The 21,252-nt window shown below is 62.7% G+C and carries 16 protein-coding genes and 1 tRNA gene; 7 read left to right on the forward strand and 10 right to left on the reverse strand.

The features are described from left to right. The first annotated feature begins 190 nt into the window (after positions 1 to 190). Positions 191 to 276 (forward strand) — tRNA-Leu (locus tag KVX96_RS05600). Between the two features lie 153 nt (positions 277 to 429). On the opposite strand, the gene KVX96_RS05605 is transcribed toward KVX96_RS05600, so the two are convergent. Both KVX96_RS05605 and KVX96_RS05610 read right to left on the reverse strand, forming a co-directional pair. Continuing rightward, positions 430 to 1,737 carry a hypothetical protein gene (locus tag KVX96_RS05605; protein WP_261193327.1) on the reverse strand — a complete coding sequence of 436 codons (1,308 nt, stop codon included), beginning with the start codon at positions 1,735 to 1,737 and terminating at the stop codon, positions 430 to 432. Positions 1,738 to 1,760: 23 nt separating this feature from the next. After that, entirely contained in the window at positions 1,761 to 3,728 is a 1,968-nt protein-coding gene (locus tag KVX96_RS05610) for an ATP-binding cassette domain-containing protein (RefSeq protein WP_261193328.1), read from the reverse strand. A 201-nt stretch (positions 3,729 to 3,929) separates the two neighbouring features. On the opposite strand from KVX96_RS05610, the gene KVX96_RS05615 reads away from it, so the two are divergent. The 5 genes from KVX96_RS05615 (at position 3,930) to modC (ending at position 10,012) form a co-directional block, all read left to right on the forward strand. After that, on the forward strand, positions 3,930 to 5,615 hold the full coding sequence (locus KVX96_RS05615; protein ID WP_261193329.1) for a DUF3131 domain-containing protein: 1,686 nt from the start codon (positions 3,930 to 3,932) through the stop codon (positions 5,613 to 5,615). Then, a complete protein-coding gene (locus tag KVX96_RS05620; RefSeq protein WP_261193330.1) occupies positions 5,615 to 7,369 on the forward strand; it encodes a hypothetical protein in 1,755 nt (584 codons plus the stop codon). Before KVX96_RS05615 ends, KVX96_RS05620 begins: the two co-directional genes overlap by 1 nt. A gap of 92 nt (positions 7,370 to 7,461) precedes the next feature. After that, entirely contained in the window at positions 7,462 to 8,235 is a 774-nt protein-coding gene (gene modA / locus KVX96_RS05625; RefSeq protein ID WP_261193331.1) for a molybdate ABC transporter substrate-binding protein, read from the forward strand. Further along, on the forward strand, positions 8,235 to 8,927 hold the full coding sequence (gene modB, locus KVX96_RS05630) for a molybdate ABC transporter permease subunit (RefSeq protein WP_409977084.1): 693 nt from the start codon (positions 8,235 to 8,237) through the stop codon (positions 8,925 to 8,927). Before modA ends, modB begins: the two co-directional genes overlap by 1 nt. After that, positions 8,927 to 10,012, forward strand: coding sequence for a molybdenum ABC transporter ATP-binding protein (gene modC, locus KVX96_RS05635; RefSeq protein ID WP_261193333.1), 1,086 nt, complete (start codon positions 8,927 to 8,929; stop codon positions 10,010 to 10,012). Before modB ends, modC begins: the two co-directional genes overlap by 1 nt. A gap of 16 nt (positions 10,013 to 10,028) precedes the next feature. Here modC and KVX96_RS05640 read toward each other — a convergent pair whose 3' ends face one another. Genes KVX96_RS05640 through KVX96_RS05655 form a run of 4 tightly spaced genes read right to left on the reverse strand, consistent with a single transcriptional unit; the run spans position 10,029 to position 15,604 of the window. Further along, complete coding sequence (locus KVX96_RS05640) at positions 10,029 to 11,450, reverse strand: DUF3131 domain-containing protein (RefSeq protein WP_261193334.1); 1,422 nt, start codon at positions 11,448 to 11,450, stop codon at positions 10,029 to 10,031. Continuing rightward, a complete protein-coding gene (locus KVX96_RS05645; protein WP_261193335.1) occupies positions 11,348 to 13,039 on the reverse strand; it encodes a cellulose synthase catalytic subunit in 1,692 nt (563 codons plus the stop codon). The genes KVX96_RS05640 and KVX96_RS05645 overlap by 103 nt, the downstream gene beginning before the upstream one ends. Before the next feature lie 8 nt (positions 13,040 to 13,047). Further along, the gene (locus KVX96_RS05650; protein WP_261193336.1) at positions 13,048 to 14,460 is read right to left on the reverse strand and encodes an NDP-sugar synthase; all 1,413 of its coding nucleotides are present in this window, start codon (positions 14,458 to 14,460) and stop codon (positions 13,048 to 13,050) included. Further along, a complete protein-coding gene (locus tag KVX96_RS05655; RefSeq protein WP_261193337.1) occupies positions 14,453 to 15,604 on the reverse strand; it encodes an acyltransferase in 1,152 nt (383 codons plus the stop codon). The genes KVX96_RS05650 and KVX96_RS05655 overlap by 8 nt, the downstream gene beginning before the upstream one ends. 214 nt (positions 15,605 to 15,818) lie before the next feature. On the opposite strand from KVX96_RS05655, the gene KVX96_RS05660 reads away from it, so the two are divergent. Continuing rightward, positions 15,819 to 16,253, forward strand: a complete 435-nt coding sequence (locus KVX96_RS05660; RefSeq protein WP_261193338.1) for an OmpA family protein — start codon at positions 15,819 to 15,821, stop codon at positions 16,251 to 16,253. Positions 16,254 to 16,697: 444 nt separating this feature from the next. Here KVX96_RS05660 and metG read toward each other — a convergent pair whose 3' ends face one another. The 4 genes from metG to KVX96_RS05680 all read right to left on the reverse strand — a co-directional run bounded on the left by metG (position 16,698) and on the right by KVX96_RS05680 (position 21,131). Beyond that, complete coding sequence (metG, locus tag KVX96_RS05665) at positions 16,698 to 18,416, reverse strand: methionine--tRNA ligase (RefSeq protein WP_261193339.1); 1,719 nt, start codon at positions 18,414 to 18,416, stop codon at positions 16,698 to 16,700. Between the two features lie 62 nt (positions 18,417 to 18,478). Beyond that, positions 18,479 to 19,747: an MFS transporter gene (locus KVX96_RS05670; RefSeq protein WP_261193340.1), complete on the reverse strand. Its 1,269-nt coding sequence runs from the start codon at positions 19,745 to 19,747 to the stop codon at positions 18,479 to 18,481. 116 nt (positions 19,748 to 19,863) lie between these two features. Next, complete coding sequence (locus tag KVX96_RS05675) at positions 19,864 to 20,382, reverse strand: YceI family protein (protein WP_261193341.1); 519 nt, start codon at positions 20,380 to 20,382, stop codon at positions 19,864 to 19,866. A 122-nt stretch (positions 20,383 to 20,504) separates the two neighbouring features. Beyond that, positions 20,505 to 21,131, reverse strand: coding sequence for an ImuA family protein (locus KVX96_RS05680; RefSeq protein ID WP_261193342.1), 627 nt, complete (start codon positions 21,129 to 21,131; stop codon positions 20,505 to 20,507). Positions 21,132 to 21,252 lie beyond the last annotated feature (121 nt).

Below are 21,252 nucleotides of genomic sequence, written 5' to 3' on the forward strand. Positions count from 1 at the left end.
CAAGCGGATTGAACGCAGAGGGTTTGGACCGGGGTCTGCGCCTGTACCCCGCGCTCCGCATGGGCGTTCGTCGCTTCACAACCGCGCTTTGATCAAGAGGTGACACCTTGAGGGGCGCAGTTGTGCTTTGTGCCTTTCATTCAGCCGTTTACACCGCTGCTCCAACGTTTATGGTCGCCACTCCTGCACCGCGGGCGTGGTGGAATGGTAGACACAGGAGACTTAAAATCTCTAGGCCGAAAGGCCGTGCCGGTTCGAGCCCGGCCGCCCGTACCAGCTCTTGTTCCTCAGGCTGACAATCAAGTTTTCTTGCCAGTTCGTTGCCCGGCAGTTTTGACCAGGTTAGTTCTGAGCCTGGCGATCCGTTCTGGGTGTGCCGGGCTTTACCGCCTTCAGCGCATTTCACGGCCCCGGCGCTGGGACGGGTAATCAAAACCGGAGGTCCGGAAGAAGCCGAGGCCAACCGAGCCGTGCCGTTGAAGCAGAAATCAGGCTGGCCAGCGGCACCGGTGCCATTTCGACGGAAATCTGGCTCGCAGAGCCTTCACCGGCAAAAGCGAGCCCACTATAGCGGTCGGCCATCCGCGCGAGGCTGTCTTCGCTCAGGGCGATCCGGGCGTCCACCAGAAGGGGCGTTTGGACCGGCGCCAAAGCGGGGGGGACTGGCCCTGATACGGCCGTATGGGAGGCCTGCGTTTGATACTCGGGGATGAAGCCTGTGACCTCACCGGTCAACGGGAGGCGTCCGGGGGCAGCGCCCATTGGCAAAATCCGTACCTCCGAACCCAAGGGAACCTTCAGAGCCGTTGCTTCATCCAAGCGAAAGCGGACGTCATACGTCTGGGGGTCGGAGGCTTCGAGCCGCAGGATCGGTGTATCCTCAGGGGGTGCGGCAAGGGCGGATTGGGTGCGCACATTGCGCGCCACGCCGCTTGCGGGAGCTTGCAGGCGCGGGGTGTCCAGAAAACGCTCCATCAGGCGGAGCTGCGCCTCGGCCACACGCACGGACTCCCCAAGCGCCGCGAAGGCTTCGGCGATTGCGAGCCGCTCGGTGGCAATGGCTAGGCGCTCTTCGTCATGAAGCTGCGCCAAGGCCTGCGCGAGATCGGCGCGGTTGCTATCCGTCAGAACCGCCGCGCGGGTGAGCGCCTCCCGGTCCGCGAGGGCGCGCGCTGGATTGCGGGCGGACTGTACCAGAAGCGCCTTGCGTTGCTCTTCAAGAGCGATCCGCTCCAGAAGGTGCGCGGCCTTTTCGGTGTGGCTTTCATGGATCCGGTCGAGGCCGATTGCGGCTTCCTCGCAGCGGCGCAGTGCAGACAGCAGGCGAAAGGGGTGTGGTGCATTCAGGCTTGGTGTGGAGAATGCCTCCGGCAGGTCCACCCGGCCTTCCGGGCGCGCCAATGTGCCAAGGCATCGCATCAGCGCGCGATCGGTTTCCAACCGAAAACGCGCCTCCTGAATGGCGGTCTCCAATTCCCCCGTGTCCACAAGCGCAACGGTTTCCCCCCGACTCACGGCTTCACCGTTTGCCACAAGGATGGTTTGCAGCGGAATACCGGCAGGCAGGACCACGAGCGCGGGCGGATTGAGCGGCGCAAGCACACCCTGGTAGCGGCCTGTGTCCGAAACCCGCGATGACGCCACCGCGTGCCAGATCAGATGTGCCCCCGCGCCCACCAGCAGCAGGGAGGCGGCAAGCATCAGGATGCTGAGGAACCTCAAAGGGGCTCGTGGCATGGCTGTCCTCCTTCCCGCTCGTGTCAATGCGCGCGCGTGGCGGCGCCAACGGCCGGTGCCATGCGGGGATCATATGTCTCGATCTGGACAGAGATCGTGCGGCTGTCCTTGGAAATCCGTTGATCAAAGCTCTGGCTGTGCCGCAGGATTTCGGCGAGCGGATCTCGGTTCAGGACCTCCCCAGATTGCGCCAGCTTTCCGCGGGCGCTTTCAAGTTGGGCGTTGGAGATCGCCGCACCGGAATCGGTGAGCTCCAGTTGGCAGAACCCTTTGAAGTGCTTGAAGTCAAAGCGGATCTTTTGACGATCACTTCCGTTGTTCTCGCCAGCGCTGAGCGCGAGCAGTTCGCTGCCAACAACGCAGGCTTTCCGGCGGTTGCCTTCGTCACCACGCCGACGGAAATGGCTGCGCAGCCACAGGTGGAGCGAGTCCTCGGCTTCAAGCGTATCCTCCGTCACGAAGCGGGACCACCCTTCAGCGAGGCGGCTGCGGATTTCCGCCGCGGGGCCAACATCCAGCAAACGCCCACCCTCAAGGACAATGATCGTGTCGCAAAGCTCAAGGAGGCCGCGGTGATCAGTGGCCAGAAGGAAGCTTCGCCCTGCCCTCCGCTCCGTCCGGATCCGTTCAGCAAGCGCGCCCATCAGGGCTTCGCTCGCGCCATCTTCAGGGCGGTCCAGCAGGTAAAGCGCCGGGTTCAGAAGGAAGCCGCGGGCCAGCGCCAAGGCGTTCTGCTCGCTCGCAGACAGGCGGGTGGCATCCTTCGCGGCCACGATTCGCTCCGCGGCATCGGCTGAATAGACGATCTGTTCAAGTGCCCGCCGGGCCCGCAGGCCCAGACTGTCTGCTGAGAAACAGGTTAGGTTGTCGAGCCCGGACACCGGCAGGATACGCGGGGTGGCGGGGAGGTAGACGCAGGGCGGCGTGAATTCACGGCGGCTGCGGCTCCAGAGATCCTCTTCGTTTAAGGCTGCAAAGCCGCTCACGCGCAAGCCCGTCAGATCAAGCGGAGCGGCGAGGGCTTGCAGAAGCAGTGACTTCCCGGAGGCCGCGGAGCCGATAACCCCTGTCACGCTGCCTGGCGGCAGCGAAATCTCCACGTCGCGCAAGAGGGCGCCCTGTGTTGGGGAGGCAACCGTCAGCCGGTGAACACGCAGGCCGGAGGGGCCGGCGGGGGCGTCTTCTGTTTCCGGCAGGGCGATCTTTTCAATCTCGGCTGGTACCGGCAGACGATCGGCCTGCGCTTCCGGCCAAACCGGCTTCGCGCCTGCCAGCACCGCCCAGAGAACAAGCAGGAGAATCCCCGGCATGGCGGCCGTCGCCAGAACCTGCTGGGCCATCAGCCAACTGCCAAACGCAAGGGTCACAATCAGGGCAACGCCCGTAGACAGCGCGCCCGGCGTGGCCATCAGGCCAAAGGGGCGCGGGGCCGCGCTGGCCAGGGCAAAACCTGTGGCGTCCCGCCCGGCCAGAACCGATGCTGCTTCCGAGGCTGTGAAATCCCACGGCGGCTCCGCCAGGTTGAGCGCGCGCGCAATCGCAGGTAGGCCATGGTTAAGCGCAACCCCTGCGAAGACGCCGAGCCCAAGCAGGGGGTGGACTGCCGTCAGGGCGATGCCGATCAGGACGCCGATTGCTGCCCGCGCGCGCGCTTCGTTTCTTTGCCGTGTGTACTGATACCCGGTGAGGGCGCGGCCATGGGCGAAATCCAGCACGATCAGCCCCAGAAGGGGCGCAGTGCCCAGGACAGCGAGGGCCAAGGCGGCCTGAAGCTTGCGTTGTTCGGCCACGATATCGGTGAAGAAGATCGCCAGCACCGCGATGGACAGCCAGCAGGCTGCCGAACTGGCGGTGAATATAAAGGATAGCGTTGCAGCCCAGCTTGGCAGGGCGCGATCGGTGACGCGCAATGGTTCGAGCGCGGCGACCGCTCCGGCCTGAGCGGCTGCCTCTGATTTCAGTTTCTCGGTCTGCTGGGCGATTTTACTCATGTCGGCCGCTCCGGGTGATTGGGACTTGCAGCAGCAATAGAGCGGAAGGGTAAACATTCCCTTTTCAGCGGCACGCTCGAAGACGAGAAAACTTCGAAACAAATTCGGGGAATTTGCGGGCAAGGTTTATGCGCTTGTTAAGGATGTAGCGGGTAGAAGGCCAGAGACCAAGGATTTATGTGCTTAGGAAGGGTCTGCGTCATGTCTGGAAGCAAAACATCAAGAAAGTCAGCGGGCTACGGTGTTTTTGTTCTTGCACTCTCGGCGCTGTTTCTTACGGCAGCGGCGGCAGGCATTGGCACGCGCGCACGGGAAATCCTATTGTTCCAGGAAGAAGAGGTGATCCCGATTATTGCCGGCAGCGAATTGGATAACATTCCGGCGCTCATGCGGGGTAACATGCCGGTGCACACCACAAGTCTGATCCGGGGGGATGCACCACGGGTGAAGCCGCCGCGCATGTGCGAAATGGAACCCGACTACTTTGACAGGCTTGCCCTCGATGTCCCCCTGAAGCCCGGCTACACGCGACACAACGAATATGTGCGCAGCTATAAGGCCCGCCGGGGGTTCCTGACAGAGCGCGAGTTGCGCGCTGCCAAGGTTGCTTGGCATTACTTCGAAAAATTCACTCAGGAAACCACTGGCCTTGCCAATAGCGTGGGGAACTTTCCGTCTACCACCCTGTGGGACACCGCAAGCTATGTCAGCGGGCTGGTGGCGGCCTATGAGCTTTGTCTGATCGAGAAGCCGGAATTTGACATTCGGATTTTCCGGCTGCTGACGACGGTCAAGGATCTGAAATTGTTTCGGGGGGAATTGCCGAACAAAGTATACCACACGAAAACGGCCGAGCAGGTCGACTATACCAACAAACCGGGTGAGATCGGCTTTTCCGCGCTGGATATCGGCCGGTTTCTCGTGTGGATGCGGATCATCAAGAACCGCTACCCCTACCTCGGCAACTCGGTGGATTCGATCCTGCTTAAGTGGGATTTCCACAATGTGATCGACAGCGAAGGCCTGTTGTTTGGCGCTTATGTCGACAAAGAGACCGGTGAAACGGTCTATGCACAGGAGGGGCGGCTTGGCTACGAGGAATATGCGGCCAAAGGCTTTGCGCTCTGGGGGTTTCGCCCGCTGCTGGCCCACCGGGCCGAGCCCTATCTGACGGCCAGCATCTTTGGTGTCGCGGTTCCCTATGATGGGCGCGATCCGCGGATCTTCCACTCCCAGAATTACGTGGTCACGGAATCCTATCTGCAGGACGGGCTCGAACTTGGGTTTGATCTGCCGCACGATGACAGTTCGCCGGAACGCGTCCATTCCGATGGGTGGCGGGCGGAGTTCGCCGATCGGATCTACCAGGTTCAGGAAAACCGCTGGCGGCAAACCGGGTTCATGACAGCGCGCAGCGAGCACAATGTGAAGGGCCCGCCCTACTTCACCTACGATACGATTTTTTCCGATGGCTACCCGTGGAACACGGTCACACCACGGGGCGATTATGCGCCGGACCATGCTGCGATTGCCGCAAAGGCGGCGATGGGCCTCTGGGCACTCTGGGATACGCCTTACACAAATGAGCTCTTTGAGGCTGTGATCGAACTCTACGACCCGGAAAACGGCATGTATGAGGGGCTGTACGAGCGTGGTCAGGGCAAGGTCGAAATTTTCACCGCCAACAACAACGGCATTATTCTCGCGGCCCTGCTCCACAAGGTTCAGGGGCCAATCCTGACCCCATATCGCGGCGAAACGGAGGTTTGGTATACCGCTTTCCGCGATCAGGACATCCGCGAGCGCCGCAAGTACCCCGATCCCCCGCGCGAGGAAAACTGGCTGCCCGCCTTGCGCCATTCCGTCCAATCCGAGGAGGATTTCTGATGCACCGTTCTTCGCAATATGCGCTGGTTGCGGGCCTGGCCAGCCTTCTGGCCCTGTCACCGCTCGCAGCCCAGTCACCCACGGCCGAGGATCCCGCCGAGCGGTTCGACTCCGAGAATGCCATACTCGATACCTCTCTGCCCTTTGCCATCGGGGCCCAGGAAGCAAGGCAGAGCCTGCGAGGCTCATTCGGGTGGCCCACCTTTCAGGAGGGGCTGGTGGAAGGTGTTTATTTTCGGTTCGATCCGGATGGCTATGCCCGCTTCTCCCCCGCGCCGCGGCTGGATACCGATGTGTTTGAGGTCATCTGCCGCCCCCGGACCTATAGCTGCATGGGCCGCAAAGGGGCGCTGGGCCTGTTTCTGAACGCGCGCGGCCAGTTGCAATTGCGCATCGAAGGGATTGCCGAGGGGGATACGTTCCACATCGCGGAGGGCGTGACGGAAATTCAGCTTCCGCCGCGGCTGCTTCACCCTCTGGATTCGCGTTTTGAAGCCCTGCTGATGGCGGGGGGCGAGCTTGTCGTCCGGCGTGGCGGGGAAGAGTTCGATCGGATTTCCCTGATCGGGTTTTCTGCCGTTTCCACCTATCTGCGCTGGGTCATGGCTCGGCAGGATTACACCATCCTTCCGCGGGGGTGGCCGGTTCCGAACTCACGGGCAAATAAGGCCGGTGGGATCACCCAGGCGGCCAGTTGGCAAAGCCCGATGCCTCAGCCGCAAGCCGTGTTGCCGGTCGCACCGGTCGCGGCCGAACAGGGGATCGCCCCCGCACTTCAGGCGATCTCTGGCCAGCAGGACGAACTGGCGGAGGTGCGAAGTGAGCTCTCCATGCTGCGTGCTTTGCTGGAAGAGGAAGCGTCCGCGAGCGGAACCATGGACAAACCCATGGCGCCCGGCTTTTCTGCAGAACAACCGATTGGCGCCACACTTCATGTACCGCTTGGTGAGGCCGGCGCATTAGAAGAGCGCATTGCACGGCTTGAGAGCGCCGTTGCCGCCTTGGAATCGCTCTTCGCCAACACCGCACCTCGCGCGATCGAGCAAGCTGCAGTGACTGTTGATCCCTTCACCCCGCCCACCGACATGGGAGCCGCAGGGGAAGCCGCCGCTTTCGGTGCCGCGGCCGGCCAGGAAGAGACGACAGGGCAACTCTATGCGGCACCAAGCGCCAGCCTTGACGATTTCCTGGGGCGAACCGGCGAAGCTGCTGCGGCGGTCGCACCTGGTGTCGTCTGGGGGGAGGCTTCGGAACAGCCCAGCCTCGCGGCCCTCAGTGAAACGCTGCAGACGGCATATGATGTGCCCCCCGACGTAGCACAAATGGTGATCTCGATGATTTCCTCTCCGGCGCGCCATACTGCAGTTGCCGGCCCGCCCATGGCGGCCGGTACGGCATCTTTGACGGGCGATCCCTTTTCCGTTGTGGACCCATCCACGGATAAGGAGATGATCGATCTGTTCCGAACCCGCGAAGTTGATCGTATTCTCGCCGAACTGGACGCAAGCCTTTCGGGAGCGGGGCCCGCCGAGGCCGTGCAAGGTGCTCCATTCGGGGGGGGCGAAACGGGAGAGGCCACGCTTTTCCCGTCACTTGAGCGGGCTGTGGCCGCGCCGGCCTCCGCTGGCCCGGCGATGGTGGTGGCAAACGCAGGAACAGAGCCGATGCAGATTGATATGACGCCAAATGTTCCAACAAACGATCTGGAGGAGTACCTGACCCTTTCAGCCTATTTCAAATCCGTATTGGAGTAGGTTGGCCGGTAAAGGCACTGGCAGGCGGCTTCCAAACGCTTGGCAAGCCGCTATAAATATGCACAGGACACCTGTGAGAAGGCCAATGCTCCATGCCCGTGCTGCCCTGCCAGCTGATGCGCTGCCTCGCCGTCGCAGTTTCTGTGGCGCTTTCGTCTCTGGCAAGCGGAGCCGCATTTGCAGCGGGCGAACTGCGTGTTTTTGCTGCCGCGAGCCTGCAAGAAGTGCTTCAGACAGCAGCGGATCTCTATGAGGCTCGAGCGGGCGAGGAGGTTGTTTTGGTCTATGCTGGCAGCGGAGCGCTGGCGCGTCAAATCGCTGCTGGAGCGCCGGCGGATCTCTTCATCTCGGCCAACACGGCCTGGGCCGAATGGCTCGTGACGGCGCGCCCTGAGGCGAAGCCATCCGGATTTGTTGCTGGAAACGCCCTTGTCGCTATCGTGCCCAATGAGGGATCTGAAAGCCTAAGAAGCGAGTTGAGTGCAGAGCTCTTCGGATCTCGCATTGCCATGGGTTTGACCGAAGCCGTACCGGCGGGGATCTATGGGCGACAGGCTCTGGAAAACCTCGGGCTTTGGGAGGCAGTCGGCCCCAATGTCGTTGAGACAGAAAACGTCCGCGTGGCGATGGCACTGGTGGCGGCGGGTGCCGTGACCTCAGGAATTGTCTACCGCTCAGACGCTCTGGCAGAACCGAAGGTGCGCATCGCGGCGCAGTTTCCCGATGCCAGCCATGATCAGATCCGCTACCCGGTGGTCAGGATAGGCGATCAAGCCGCGGCCTTCCTCGAGCTTCTGATGTCGGCGGAAGGTCAGAGCCTCTTCGCAGCTCATGGTTTCGCACCCCTGGCGGGGCCCGGCAAGTGATGGGCCTCGGTGCGGAGGAATGGCAGGTCGTCTGCCTTTCCGTAAAGGTTGCTTCCGTGGCGACGATCCTTAGCCTGCCTGTGGCAGTGGTGGTTGCCTATCTTCTCTCGCGCACCCGGTTTGCGGCAAAACCCCTTCTCAATGCATTCGTGTATCTGCCCCTTATCATGCCGCCCGTCGTGACCGGTTTCATCTTGTTGCGCCTCTTTGCGCCAAACGCGCCGCTGGGGCGGTTTTTAGAGGAAACACTGGGGCTGACGCTGGCCTTCCGCTGGACAGGCGCTGCTTTGGCGGCGGCTGTGATGGCTTTTCCCCTGATGGTGCGCGCGATCCGGCTTGCGCTCGACGCTGTGGACCCCAGGTTGGAAATCGCGGCGGAGACCCTCGGAGCGCGCCGCTCTGTGGCATTCTTCACGGTGACCCTGCCCCTGGTGCTGCCAGGCATCCTTGCTGGGGTGGTTTTGGCCTTCGCCAAGTCTCTGGGAGAATTCGGCGCCACGATCACCTTCGTGTCCAACATTCCCGGTGAAACGCGCACGCTCCCCTTGGCAATCTACACAAATCTGCAGATCCCGGGGCAGGAAGCGGCCGCGTTGGAGCTTGCCTTCTTGGCGGTCGCCATCTCCCTTGTCGCGATTTTCCTCTCGGAATGGATCGCGCACCGAATGGCCCGTCGGATGCAGGGGGGCTGATGCTCAAGGTCGATTTCCAACATACCTTCCCCGGTTTGGCCTTCGATATCCGCTTCAAAGCCGCTGCCGGCATTACCGTGTTGCTGGGGCCTTCTGGTTGCGGGAAGACAACGGTTGTCAATGCGATTGCAGGCATTCTGCGCCCGGATGTGGGCCGGATCTCGCTGGGACAAGAGGTGCTGATGGACAGCGGCTCGGGCCGCTTTCTGCCGCCAAGAGCGCGCCGGATTGGCTACGTCTTTCAGGATGCGCGCTTGTTTCCGCACATGTCGGTGGAGAGCAATCTTCTCTATGGCGCGCGGCGAAGGGGGATTGCGCGCAACGCGGATTTTCAGGAACTCGTCGCCCTGCTTGGGTTGGGTGGGCTTCTCAAACGTGCACCGGCGCGGTTGTCTGGCGGGGAGCGGCAGCGCGTGGCCTTGGGGCGGGCCTTGTTATCTGGCCCGGACGTCCTGTTGATGGATGAACCCATGGCGGCATTGGATGAGGGGCGCAAAGCCGATTTGCTTCCCTATATCGAACGGCTCGCTCAGGAACGTGCCGTGCCCATGCTCTACGTGACCCACAATATTTCGGAAGCCGCGCGCCTTGCGGATACGATTGTGGTTTTAGAACGGGGGCGTGTCGCTGCGTTCGGCCCGGCTGCGGATGTTTTTTCAGACCCTGAGCTCGCACCCGTCTTGGGGGTTCGCGAAGCGGGCGCAGTGGTGGAAGGGCGGGTGGAAGGAGCGTATTCGGACGGGCTTGCGGAGGTTGCGGTGCCCGGCGGGCGTTTGTTCCTGCCTGGATTATCTGCTGAGAAAGGGGCGGCTGTTCGCCTGCGGATCGAAGCGCAAGACGTGATGATTGCACTGGAGCCACCACGCGGCATCTCCGCTTTGAACATCTTGCCTGTTGTTGTGACGTCTGTGAAGCAAGGCCATGGCCCCGGGGTCCTTGTCCAACTTGCAAATGGCGACATGCGGCTTCTGGCGCGGGTCACCAAGCGCAGTGCGATGGCGCTGGATCTGCGCGAAGGGTTGGCGTGTCATGCGGTTCTAAAATCCGTTTCCGTGGCAAGGGACGGGATTCAGACGCGCCGTTGACCATTTTGTCCGCCGTTCAGAGCCGGCCGGGTGGAACCAATGGGCCAAAAGCCTTGTAGTGTAGCGCTTCAAGAACAACGGCATTCGTGTTCAGGGCAAGGGCGGTGTTGGGGCGCGATCCGGCTTCATATACGCCGGCCATCCAGCCACGTTCTGTCGCGGTTTCCCGGGTGACATGTGCCCGGACCCTTCCGGCGTAAGGGCCGCCAAACAGGGCCTCCCAGCCGAAAGCCGCTTTCAGGGATTGGCTGAGCAGCGCATCGTGATGGCTGCCGTCTTCCGCAAGTGCTGTCCAGGCTCTGCCATTTCCAAGAACCGCGCCGTAGAGAAAATAAGGCGGGGCATCGATATGGTCTTCTGAGAGCATAGTCAGGATCCCGGTGTCCGCGTGGCGGGCCTGCATGGCGCGCAGCACCTGAGAGGCCTGCTGCCAGCCATCGTCATCGAGCCCGAGTTCCAGTCCCATCAGAACATAGGGCTCGCTCAGGGTGGTTGTAATCGCATCGAACCTGCGATGGCTCCGGCGATCGTCAGGCACGGGCACGTTCAAAACCTCTGTCCAGGTCACGGTATTGGCAGCCGACACCGCACGGGTGGCCCCAAGCCCTGACCGCATGAGCGCCCGCGCGGCGTATTGCTCGTATCCCAGCCGCCCTTCCTGTACGAGCTTGTGTTCCTGTGTGTCTGCGTCGCGCGTTGCGCCGAATAGCATCCCATCCGAGATGAGCGCCTCGAAAGACCAGCGCGCGACGGCTTCGTGGATTACCGGGGTCATATCGGGCGCGTGGAGCTGTAGCGCCTTGAGGGCCAACATCAACCGCCCCAAATCAACCGCAGACCAGCCAACGCCGCGCTCGGAGCTTTCGTTCTGGTAGTTCACCATGGCGAGGGATTGCGTGTCATAGGCCTTGTTGGGCAGGAGCCCTTCGTAGAGGGGCATGCGAGCAAGCGCGGCAAGGGCACGCTGGGCGCGGTCTTCAAAGTCTGAATTCGGCAGGATGCCAAGCTTGTTCGCTGAAACCAATGCAAACAGGTAAGAGCCAAAGTCCCAGAGCGTAACTGACGGGAAGCCGTCCACCGCGTTGACAAGCCCTGTCTGTGGTTGCGTGTTTTCAGAAAAATATGCCCAGGCCGTTTGCGCGGCCTGCATGTCTGCGGCGGTGAGTGTGCTTTGCGGTGCCAGGGGGAGAGGATCGGAGACCTCCGCCGGGGCGAGCTCGAGCACAGAAACGGGATCGAAGGATGCGCTGCGGTGTTCAACAGCGACGGCCACGGCTGCGGCCGCGCAGAGGCCAAACAGGAAGGCGAAGTTGGGGCGATAGAGTCTAAAAGCGTTCATGGGTGCGATCCTTCCACCATCTTGTCGTATGTTTGAGACAGCGGCGCAGGCCTCCAAAGCGCGGCGCGCGGTGCGGCCGACAACAGAAAAACGTTCCATGCAGCCCAAAACAGATTGACGAGCAGGAACGGCAGGCCTAGCCCCGACTGCCCGAAGGCCGCCTGCCAGGTGGCAAAGACGACAGCGCAGACCGTCGCGCCGATCAGTGCGAAATGTGGCCAGACGGTTCGAATGGCATCTGAGAAAAGGGGGGTTTTGGGGGTGGGTTTGAAACCGATACGCTGCTTGCGCAGAACCTGCCAGAAGGCCCGCAGTGTCAGCGGTAACGTGGCGACAGCAAGCAGGCGCCCCTTGTTGACGTCATGGCCCCAACACCCCGCAATCAGAGCAAGCTCCGTGGCCACAAGCATTGGCAAAAGATGCAGGAAGAAGGTGGAAATATCGGCCTTGAGCGGCGCGGTGCCCGTGGCAAGCGCCACAACCGGCGCGGCAAGAAGGATCGGCAGCCACAGGCAGGACAGGTAGGACCAAAATGTTGCCGCATAGTGAAGCTTGGTGTGCCAGGGCAGGCTACGCATGCGTAAGGGGTTGTTGTGAAACAGGATATCGAGGCTGCCACCGGCATACTTCAGGCGCTGCGTGGCCCAAGCCTTGATGCCCCATGGGCTCAGCATCCGACTTTCAACGTCCGGATGGTAGACGGATCGCCACCTTGCTTCAGGCTCTGCCTGCGTCAGGATCGAGGTGTAGATGTCCTCGGAGACATGGTATCGAAACGGTTGCAGATCGCGGTTTGTAAAACCAATGGGCCCTGGAGCCGATTGCGCAAGATGCCGGGCGTAACCTGACAAGGCGGTATCGAACACGGCTTCGCGCCGATGAATGGACCCTGCACCGCAACAGAACGAAGCATTGTTGCGGTGCCTCCGCCGCTGAATCACATCGAAGAAAAGCCCCGGGTCAGACAGGAAGACGTCGGCTTCGCGTGTTCCACCGCGCTTGGCGGGCAGATCGTAGAACCAATGCGGCGTTTGAACCCAGGCGACCTTTGCGTCGCGAAAATAGCCCAACGTGTTCTCCAGAAACCCGGGCAAAACGCGTGTGTCCGCATCGCAGATCACGAAAAAATCGCCTGTGGTGCGCAGCAGGGCATGCCGCAGGTTTCCGGCTTTGAAGCCGGTGTTCTGCTGCCGGGCAATGTAATTGACGCCTTCCTTTGCCGCCCGAATGGCCATCTCAGCCCTGTCACCATCGTCCAGAATATGGATCAAAGCGCGGCACCCGGGCGGCACATGCAAGGCTTTCGCAGCTTGGATGGATAGGGCCACGATTCCGGGATCTTCATTGTAGGTTGTGATGAGAACGTCGATCACTATCTGCCGGTTCCCAACGAGCCCAACATCCTGCGCCCTTTCGGGCGGCATGGCGCGAGGGGTGTCCGCGAGGCTCCAAATGTCGTGGAAGAACAGAAGGCAGCCGACGAAGGCGAGTGTTTCGGCGCCAGCCACGCTGATGGAAAACAGAAGGGCGTCCGGGTTCAGTGTTTCACTCCACCGCCAATACAAATACCAGGTGCCCTGGCCAAGGCTGAGCGCAGCCAGAAAGTGCCAGCACCGCAACTGCTCTTTGGATGGAGGCGTCCAATGGGGCGGCTTGCGGCCCTCGAAGGGGGCGAAATGGTAACCCATGGAGTTGCTCATTGGAGGGGCCGGGCAAGGGCGAGGCTGCTCTGCGCTGCCACCCGTGCAACCGAACTGGTGAGAGGCGCTGCCGATGGCTGCGCCTGTTCTACCGCTCGGCGACTGCCATCGTTTGCCGCAAGGATCGGCAGTTGCCAGCCGGGGGCCGCGACGACGTTGTGCAGACGGCCACCGGTTGCCGGGGTCAGCAGAGAGGTAAGCACGCTGCTCACAACCTCCGTTCCACGCCCGAGCCGGCACCCGGTTTCGATGATCGCCGGCCCGGAAATTCTGCATCCAGCAGCGATCTCGACGTCCGAACCGATGTAGCACGGGCCAGAGATCTGCGCCCGGCGCGACAACCTCGCGCTGGGTTCCACGAGAAGGGTTCGGCCGTTCACTCCCGCGAGCCGCTCAGCGAGCGACGCGCGCAGGTGGCCGAAATAGACAGCACTGTCGCTAACCAAGGGCTTATGCGCGGCGGCGGCGAAACTTTGCACGGTTTGGCCCCTGCGCATCATGTCTGGCAGCAATGTGGAAAAGAAGCCGCGCCCGGGCGAGAGGTTCAATCCGTCCAGCGCGCCCGCGGAGAAAACGGCTACCCCGGCAAAGGAAGCCTTGCTGGCGGCCACCGCGTTGAGATCTGCAAGGATCATGCTGCCGGATGAGCCGGCTATCGCGAGGCTGACTGCGCAGTTCGATGTGCGATGTGCCTCCAAGAGATCCGGGATACCTGCAGTGGACGCCGCGTGGCCAAAGACCACAAGGCACTCGCGCTCGAAGGCACTCAGATCCCTGTGCAGGGCCAGCAGGGCAGAGCCGGCTTCACGCCCGCAGTAGGCGTTGTTGTAGGGGCGGAGGGTTTGCGCCGGGACAAGCGCGCGCAGGGCATGGGAGCGGATTTCCTCACCGTCCGGGCCGCAGTCAAGCGTGATCTCGGCGATGCCTTCTGCGCTTAGCCCCTGCAGCGTGCCGTGAAGCAAGGTGGTTCCGAAGACCGGGAGCAATCCGAGGGGCACATTGTGCGAGGGTGGGCCGGGGTGGCGCTCTCCAGCCAGAACAATGGCCTGCCGGTCTGCCAGACGCAGGCGGCGAAGCCCCTCGCTTTCAAGCGCGTCTTTGCGGGTTTCAAACAGAGGCAGCCAGGCCGTGATCGGGTGGCTGCTTTCCTCGAAGCCGGCGGGATCCGGCAAGCCGCACACCGCAATCTGGCAAAACGGCGAAAAACGACGGTAGATCTCAAGCAGAGCGCCGAGTGCCGCCATGTCCGGCGTATGAGCCTTGGTGAACTCCAGCACTACTCCAGGTGTTTTCAGAGCCACCTGACCAGAGAGCAGGCTTTCGAGAGCCGGGTAGAGCGGGGCCGGCAAGCGAGGGCTTTTCACAGCAAAGACAGCGATGCCGCCGATCCGATCGGTGAGCTCAAACATGCGCACGCTCCTGTTGGTTGGATCGTTGAAGTGAGAAAAATTGGGTGAGGCGGGGCATAGGCCCCATGCCAATCGTCCATGCGAGGCTGTTCAGACGCGAAAGGGCCAGAACGAAAAAACTTGTCGCGACAAGTGCAAAGCCGACTTCTGCAAGGAACTGCCCTGTTGGCCCAAGGTGGGTTTTTGCTGTGGTGGACTCTGCGAGATCAAGGAAAATCGGGTGGCACAGGTAGATCCCAAAGCTGTAGGGTGCCAGCCGCGATACCCAGCCGGGCCAGCGGCGGTTCGCCAAGAGCATGGCGCAAACAAACAGGACGGCAGGCATCGTGTAATCAGCCCAGTAGCCCGGGGTGAAATTATAGTCCCAATCCCCGCGCACCATGATCCGGGCGGTGTGCCAGAACTTGATCGCAAGCAGCACAAGGCCAAGAGATACGGCGACCGCCAGTGCCTGCCGGGGCCAGCGGCCATGGCCGTAGCGTTTTGAGAGCCCATAGAAAGCGCCCGCCAAAAGCCCGTAACCGCAGTATGAGAGGATCTTCAAGGTGCGCAGGATATAGTCGAACCCCGGCAGATCCTGAGCGTTGACCCAGAGGAATACATCGGCTTCCCGTTTCAGCGCCAGGCCAAAAAGAAACAGGACTCCAAGCCAGGGGCGTTTCACCGCGCAGAGGAAAAGCGGGTAGGCCAGGACGAGTCCGAACATGGTTGGCAGGAAATGCATGTGGTACTTGCTGCTGCCGAGCACTAGAAACCTCAGCCATTCCGACGGGCTTGCAAGAACGTTCTGGTAGCCGTCCAGGTAGCCGAAAGCGCTGGCTTTTTGCAGGTTCCAAACTGCATAGAAACCCGTCCAGAACAGGAAAGGCACCAGCAACCGGCGCGTTTGCTCTTTGATAGTTGTGGCATAGGGGCGGGGGCGGCGATCCAGTGCCATGACCAACAGAAAAAGCGAGATCAGGATGAACAACTCGGTGCGGGCGGTGTAAATGAACGCGCGCGCGATGAGGGGGAAGGCCTTTTCGGCCAGCTCGGCGTCTGGATAAGGTTGGCCAGCCGCGTCGGACGATGCGTGCAGCCCCACCATGGAGACCCCGGCCGCGAGTCGCAGCGCGTCGATCCATCTGTGGCGGGTGTCTGGCATGTAAGCATCCTTGAGTGAGCGGGATTTCCCTTCGAGGTATGCATGTGAGTCGGAAAGATAGGGTAAACAAAACCCGGCTCACGGGCGGCAAAAGGAAAAGATCAACATTCAGAAAATGTTAGGATTTTCCGGTCAACCTCACGGGTATGTTCTGCGTTGAATCCCTGCCGGAGGCTTGCTTATGGCTGTTGCCCCTTTCCTAAGAACCTGTCTGTTGATCGCTGCCGTCCTGCCGCTTTCTAAAGGGGTGCATGCGCAAGGGGCGGACGGGTTTTCGAAAGCGCCGAGCGCCGTCAATATGGAGACGGATGTGCTCTTCTTCGCGTCGGGCTCCGATCGTCTGACCCCGGAATCCGACAAGCTTCTGACGGATTTGGCCGGGGTGATGAAAACCGAAGTCATGGCCGGGGCTTGCCTGCTTCTTGTCGGGCATTCAGACACTGTCGGCCCGGAAGCGGCGAATCTGCGGATTTCGGAAAAACGCGCCGAACGCGTGCGTGCTCTATTGCAGGAACGCATGGCACCGCAGGAGATTCAGATCGCCATTGAAGCCATGGGCGAAAGTGACCCGATCGAGGGGGAGCCGGGGGAGAGCGCGAAAAATCGCAGGGTTGTGATCTGGGCGCGGCGTTGCCCCGGAGCAGCTTGAGGCCTGGTTCGAAGAGCAGGGGGTTGGCGGGGTTTCGCAAGCCGATGCCGGGTTCCTTTTCCATCTGTCCGGGAATAGGGTTTCATGGTTCACGGCTCCAACAGAGGGATCAAGAGCTGTAGTTGTTGCGCGCTCAAAGGCTCAAATGCGCAGCGCCGACCGGGCAGATGCTTCTAAAAAGTATGTGCCTGCCTTGGGCTCGCGCTTGGCCTGCGCCGGGGGTGGGCGATTGACTTCATCCTCTGGTGTAGCGGGGCGGACACCGGCGAACGTGGACACGTTTGGTAGATCAATTCTTCGGGCTTAAAAGGCAAAGGGCAGAGCGCAGCAAAAGAAACCCGCGCCGATGGCGCGGGTTTTTTGGTTGGGGGCCGGTGTTGTGTTCGGCAGAACGATGCAGCATCTGCCCCGCGGCTCTTGAAATGTGCCCGGGCGAAGGGTTGCTTAGCTGCGCTGCCCGGCGAATTCAGTCTGCCAGCCTTCACGCTCCTCGTCGGAGATTTTGCGGAACATGACGTCGGGCACCGAGAAGGGATGGCCCGAGGGCAAAGCGGCCAGCGCGCCTTCCAGATCGCCGGGCCAACTGTCGTCCTTGGTCTGCATTGCCTGCAGCATGGCGGCTGCGGCATCGGGGATGAAGGGGGCGGAGAGGATCGCGTAGAGGCGGATCAGGTTCAGCGAGAGGCGCACTATCGCGGCGGCGGCCTCGGGATCAGTTTTGAACTTGGCCCAGGGCTCGGCGGCCTGCAGGTACTCGTTGCCCAGCACCCAGATGGCGCGCAGCTCGCCTGCGGCCTTGCGCACTTCCATGGCTTCCATGAAGCCCTCATAGGCGCGCACGCGGGTTTCCAGATCGGCGATCAGCTGGGCTTCGGCCGGGCCAAAAGCTCCGCCCTCCGGCACCACTTCGCCGAACTTCGAACGGCAGAACTTGGTGACGCGGGAGACGAAATTGCCCAGCACGTCGGCCAGATCCTTGTTCACCGAGGCCTGGAAATTCTCCCATGTGAACTCGCTGTCGGAGTTCTCCGGCGCATGGCTCAGCAGCCACCAGCGCCAGTAGTCGGCGGGCAGGATCGCCAAGGCCTGATCCATGAACACGCCGCGTCCCTGGCTGGTGGAGAACTGGCCGCCATCATAGTTCAGGTAGTTGAAGGACTTGATGTAATCGACAAGCTTCCACGGCTCGCCCGAGCCCATGATCGTGGCCGGGAAGGAGAGCGTGTGGAAGGGCACGTTGTCCTTGCCCATGAACTGCACGTAGCGCACATCCTCAGCGCCCTTGTCGGTGCGCCACCAGCGCTCCCAATCGGCATCCGTCTTGCCATTGGCATCGGCCCATTCGGCGGTGCCGGCGATATATTCGATGGGCGCGTCAAACCAGACGTAGAAGACCTTGCCCTCCATGCCGGGCCAGTCCTCGGTGCCTTTTTTCACGGGCACACCCCAGTGCAGATCGCGGGTGATGCCCCGGTCCTGCAGGCCGTCGCCATCATGCAGCCATTTCTTGGCAATCGAGGTGGTGAGCACGGGCCAGTCGGCCTTGCTGTCGATCCAGCTGTCCAGCTGATCCTTCAGCGCGGATTGGCGCAGGTAGAGGTGCTTGGTTTCGCGCACTTCCAGATCGGTGGAGCCGGAAATCGCGGAGCGCGGATCGATCAGATCGGTCGGATCCAGCTGCTTGGTGCAGTTTTCGCACTGATCGCCGCGAGCCTTGTCGTAGCCGCAGTTGGGGCAGGTGCCTTCGATGTAGCGATCCGGCAGGAAGCGGCCATCGGCGTGGGAGTAGACCTGCTTCTCGCTCACTTCGGTGATGTAGCCATTCTCGGCCAGTTTGCCGGCGAAATGCTGGGTCAGCACGCGGTTGCGCGCCGAAGACGAGCGGCCGAAGTGATCGAAGGACAGCCGGAAGCCATCGGCGATCCCGGCCTGCACGGCGTGCATTTCGGCGCAGAAGTCTTCCACCGGCTTGCCGGCCTTGGCGGCGGCCAGTTCTGCCGGTGTGCCGTGTTCGTCGGTGGCGCAGATGAACATCACCTCATTGCCACGCTGGCGCATGTAGCGGGCATAGAGATCGGCCGGCAGCTGGGAGCCGACGAGATTGCCGAGGTGTTTGATCCCGTTGATGTAGGGGATCGCCGAGGTGATGAGAATGCGTGCCATGCGGGGAGCGCCTTTTTCTTGTTCGGGCTCCCTTTATCGCATGGCTTGCGCGGTGGAAAGCGTCAGTCGTCTTCTCGTGGCTTTGGCTCCGCTTCCGCGCTGCCCCGCGTGGGCTTGTCGCGCTCGCGGCCCATGAGGCGGCCAATGGTGAAGGAGGTGCGGGGCGCGTAGACGTAGCGCGTGCGCTCGGGCACAGTCGGTCGGGCGCGCATCCGGGTCAGGCCGAAGACCACCAGCACCACATGGCCCAGGGCGATGAAGGCGAAGAGGGCAGGCGGCCCGTAGGCTTCGATCAGGGCGGAGGTGAGCACCGGGCTGGCGATGGCGCCGAGCGCGAAGAGGAACATCAACGCGGCTGAAAGCTCGATCCGCTCGTGGCTTTCGGCGAAATCATGGGCATGCGCGGCGGAAACAGAATAGATCGGGAATGTGGTGAAGCCGAAGAACGTCGCCGAGGCGAGGATGATGGCGGTGCTGCCGGTGCCTGCGACAACGGTCGTGATGCAGGAGAGCGTGGCGGCGGCGGAGAGCCAGATCAGCACCCAGCGGCGATCGTATTTGTCGGCCAGCCAGCCCACGGGATATTGCGCCAGTGCGCCCCCGGCCACGAAGGCGGCGAGGAACAGGCCGATCTGGTCGGCGCGCAGGCCCACCTCCTGCCCGTAAATTGGGCCGACCATGCGGAAGGCGGCGCTCGTGAGCCCTGCCACGATCACCCCGGCAGCGGCCAGCGGCGAGCGGCGCACGGCGATCATCGGGCGCAGGCGCGGGGAGTCCGGCGCTTCGGGCGGTTTGCTCGTGGTCAGCGCAAGCGGCAGCAGCGAGGCGCAGCAGATGATGGCGAGCAGGTTGTAAGAGATGAAATGCGCGGGCTCCAGAAAGGCAATCAGCAGCTGCGCAACGAGCGAGGCCCCCATGTCCACCACGCGGTACATGCCCATGGCGCGGCCCCGGCTTTCGTTGGTGACCTTCGCGTTCAGCCAGCTTTCGATCACCGTGTAGCAGCCCGCCACGCACATGCCCGAGGCCACACGCATCAGCGCCCAGGCGGTCGGGTCCACGATCATCATGTGGCTCATAAGTCCGATGGCCCCGGCGGCGGCGAAGGCGGCGAAGGCGCGGCTGGGGCCGACGCTGCCCATCAGGCGCGGGGCCCACCAGCAGCCGATGAAGAAGCCGAAGAAATGCGCCGAGCCAAGGAAGCCGACCTGCGCCGGTGTGAAATCGAGCGCGAGGCCCGAGAGCGCGTCCAGCGGGCCGACGCCACCGGAGGACAGCTGCAGGAAGACGACCGACAGCAACAGGGCGGCGAAGGAGATCATCAGGCGCATGGCGCAAAAGGGCTTTCGGTTTTGGCCGCAGGCAGGCTCAGGCTAGGGGGGCGCTTCGCCGCGCGTCTTGCCCGAAGTCGACACCTCGTGTCGGAAACCGGGGCTTTGCGCCTGCCTCAGGGGGCGCGTTGGATTCGCGCGCGGATCGACAGGTCAATCGGATCCTGCACGAATTGCGGAAAGCCGTCAGCCCCGAATGCCCCCCGGCTGATGCGCCCGGTGAGCAGGATGGTGAGCTGGCTCAGATCGCCCTCGGCCTGCCCGCGCTGCCGGTAAAGCCGGGCCTGCAGCGTGACGGGGCGTGTGATACCACGGATGGTCAGATCGCCCTGCATCTGCGCGCGGGCGGGGGAGCCGGTTATGCTGCGGCTCTGGAAGGTGATCGTGGGGTGGTTGGCCACGTCCAGCACTTGCCCGCCCAGCATGGCCTCGGTGGCAAAGGGCAGGCCCGCATCGGCACGCGCGGGCAGCAGGGTGACGGAGACGCTGCTGCGGCTCACATCGGTGAAGTCGATGCGGATGTCGGCCTCGGCCACGGGCATCTGCCCGCGCACGCGCTCGGCGTTGAGGAAATAGCTGAAGCCCACGGTGGAGGCTTCGGGCTGCAGCGCGTAGCCCACGGGCGCCGCTGCCACGGGCGTTGCGGCAAGGCAGAGGGCGAAGAACGGGGCGCAAAGAGAAGAGGCGAGTCGCTTCAGCATGGGCTTAGGTTAGGCCGATGCTGCGGGTTTGCCTGTCACGTTTTCGGGAAGCGGGGTTACGCGGCCTCCGGCTGCAGATCGAAGGCGGGGCCTCGGTTGCTGGCCCGGTTGCTGGCCTGAGTGCTCACCTGCCAGCGTTTCACCGGGGCATTTCGGGCGCGGCTGCGGGTCAGCTGCCAGCGCTCCTGCGCGCCGGTATGGGCGGCGGCGAACTGCCAGCGGCTTTCCACGCCCTGCGCACCGCCCTCGCCGGGGGTGAGCAGCAGGCCAAGGGGGGCAAAGCGCCCCTCAGCCGCGCCGGTCTCCGCCGCGAGGTGCAGCCTGCGCACCGGGGTGAGCGCGGGCGGTGCAGGCAGATCGGCCACCACCAGCGGCACGGCACCAGAGCGCAGCCCTTCCTCCATCGCCCAGAGCAGATCCTCGGGCCGGCGCGGGGTGGCAAAGAGGAAGCGCCCCGGCGCGGCGAAGCGCACCATGCCCTGCCCATGCAGCGCGTCGGGCAGCCAGCCGGGGCTGATCCAGAGCACCGGCCCCTCCTGTGCGCCGGCCAGAATCATCGCCAGCGTGTGCCGGGCCCCGCCGCAGAACTCATGGGTGCGCGCCTTCGCAAGGCCCAGATCGCCGATCAGCGGGGCCTCGGCGGCGGGGCGGTGGGGTTTATGGCTCAGAATCGCAGGGGTCATGGGAAGGGAGGCTAGCATGTTCTTGTTATGTTCTCAATCTTCACATCCTGCCCAAACTCTGGGCTTGCGATTCGCGCTCTGGTGGTTAGCCTCCCTCCTGATTTCCAAAAAAGGCGGCGAT

The organism is Pseudoruegeria sp. SHC-113, from assembly GCF_025376885.1.
Classification (GTDB): Bacteria; Pseudomonadota; Alphaproteobacteria; order Rhodobacterales; family Rhodobacteraceae; genus Pseudoruegeria.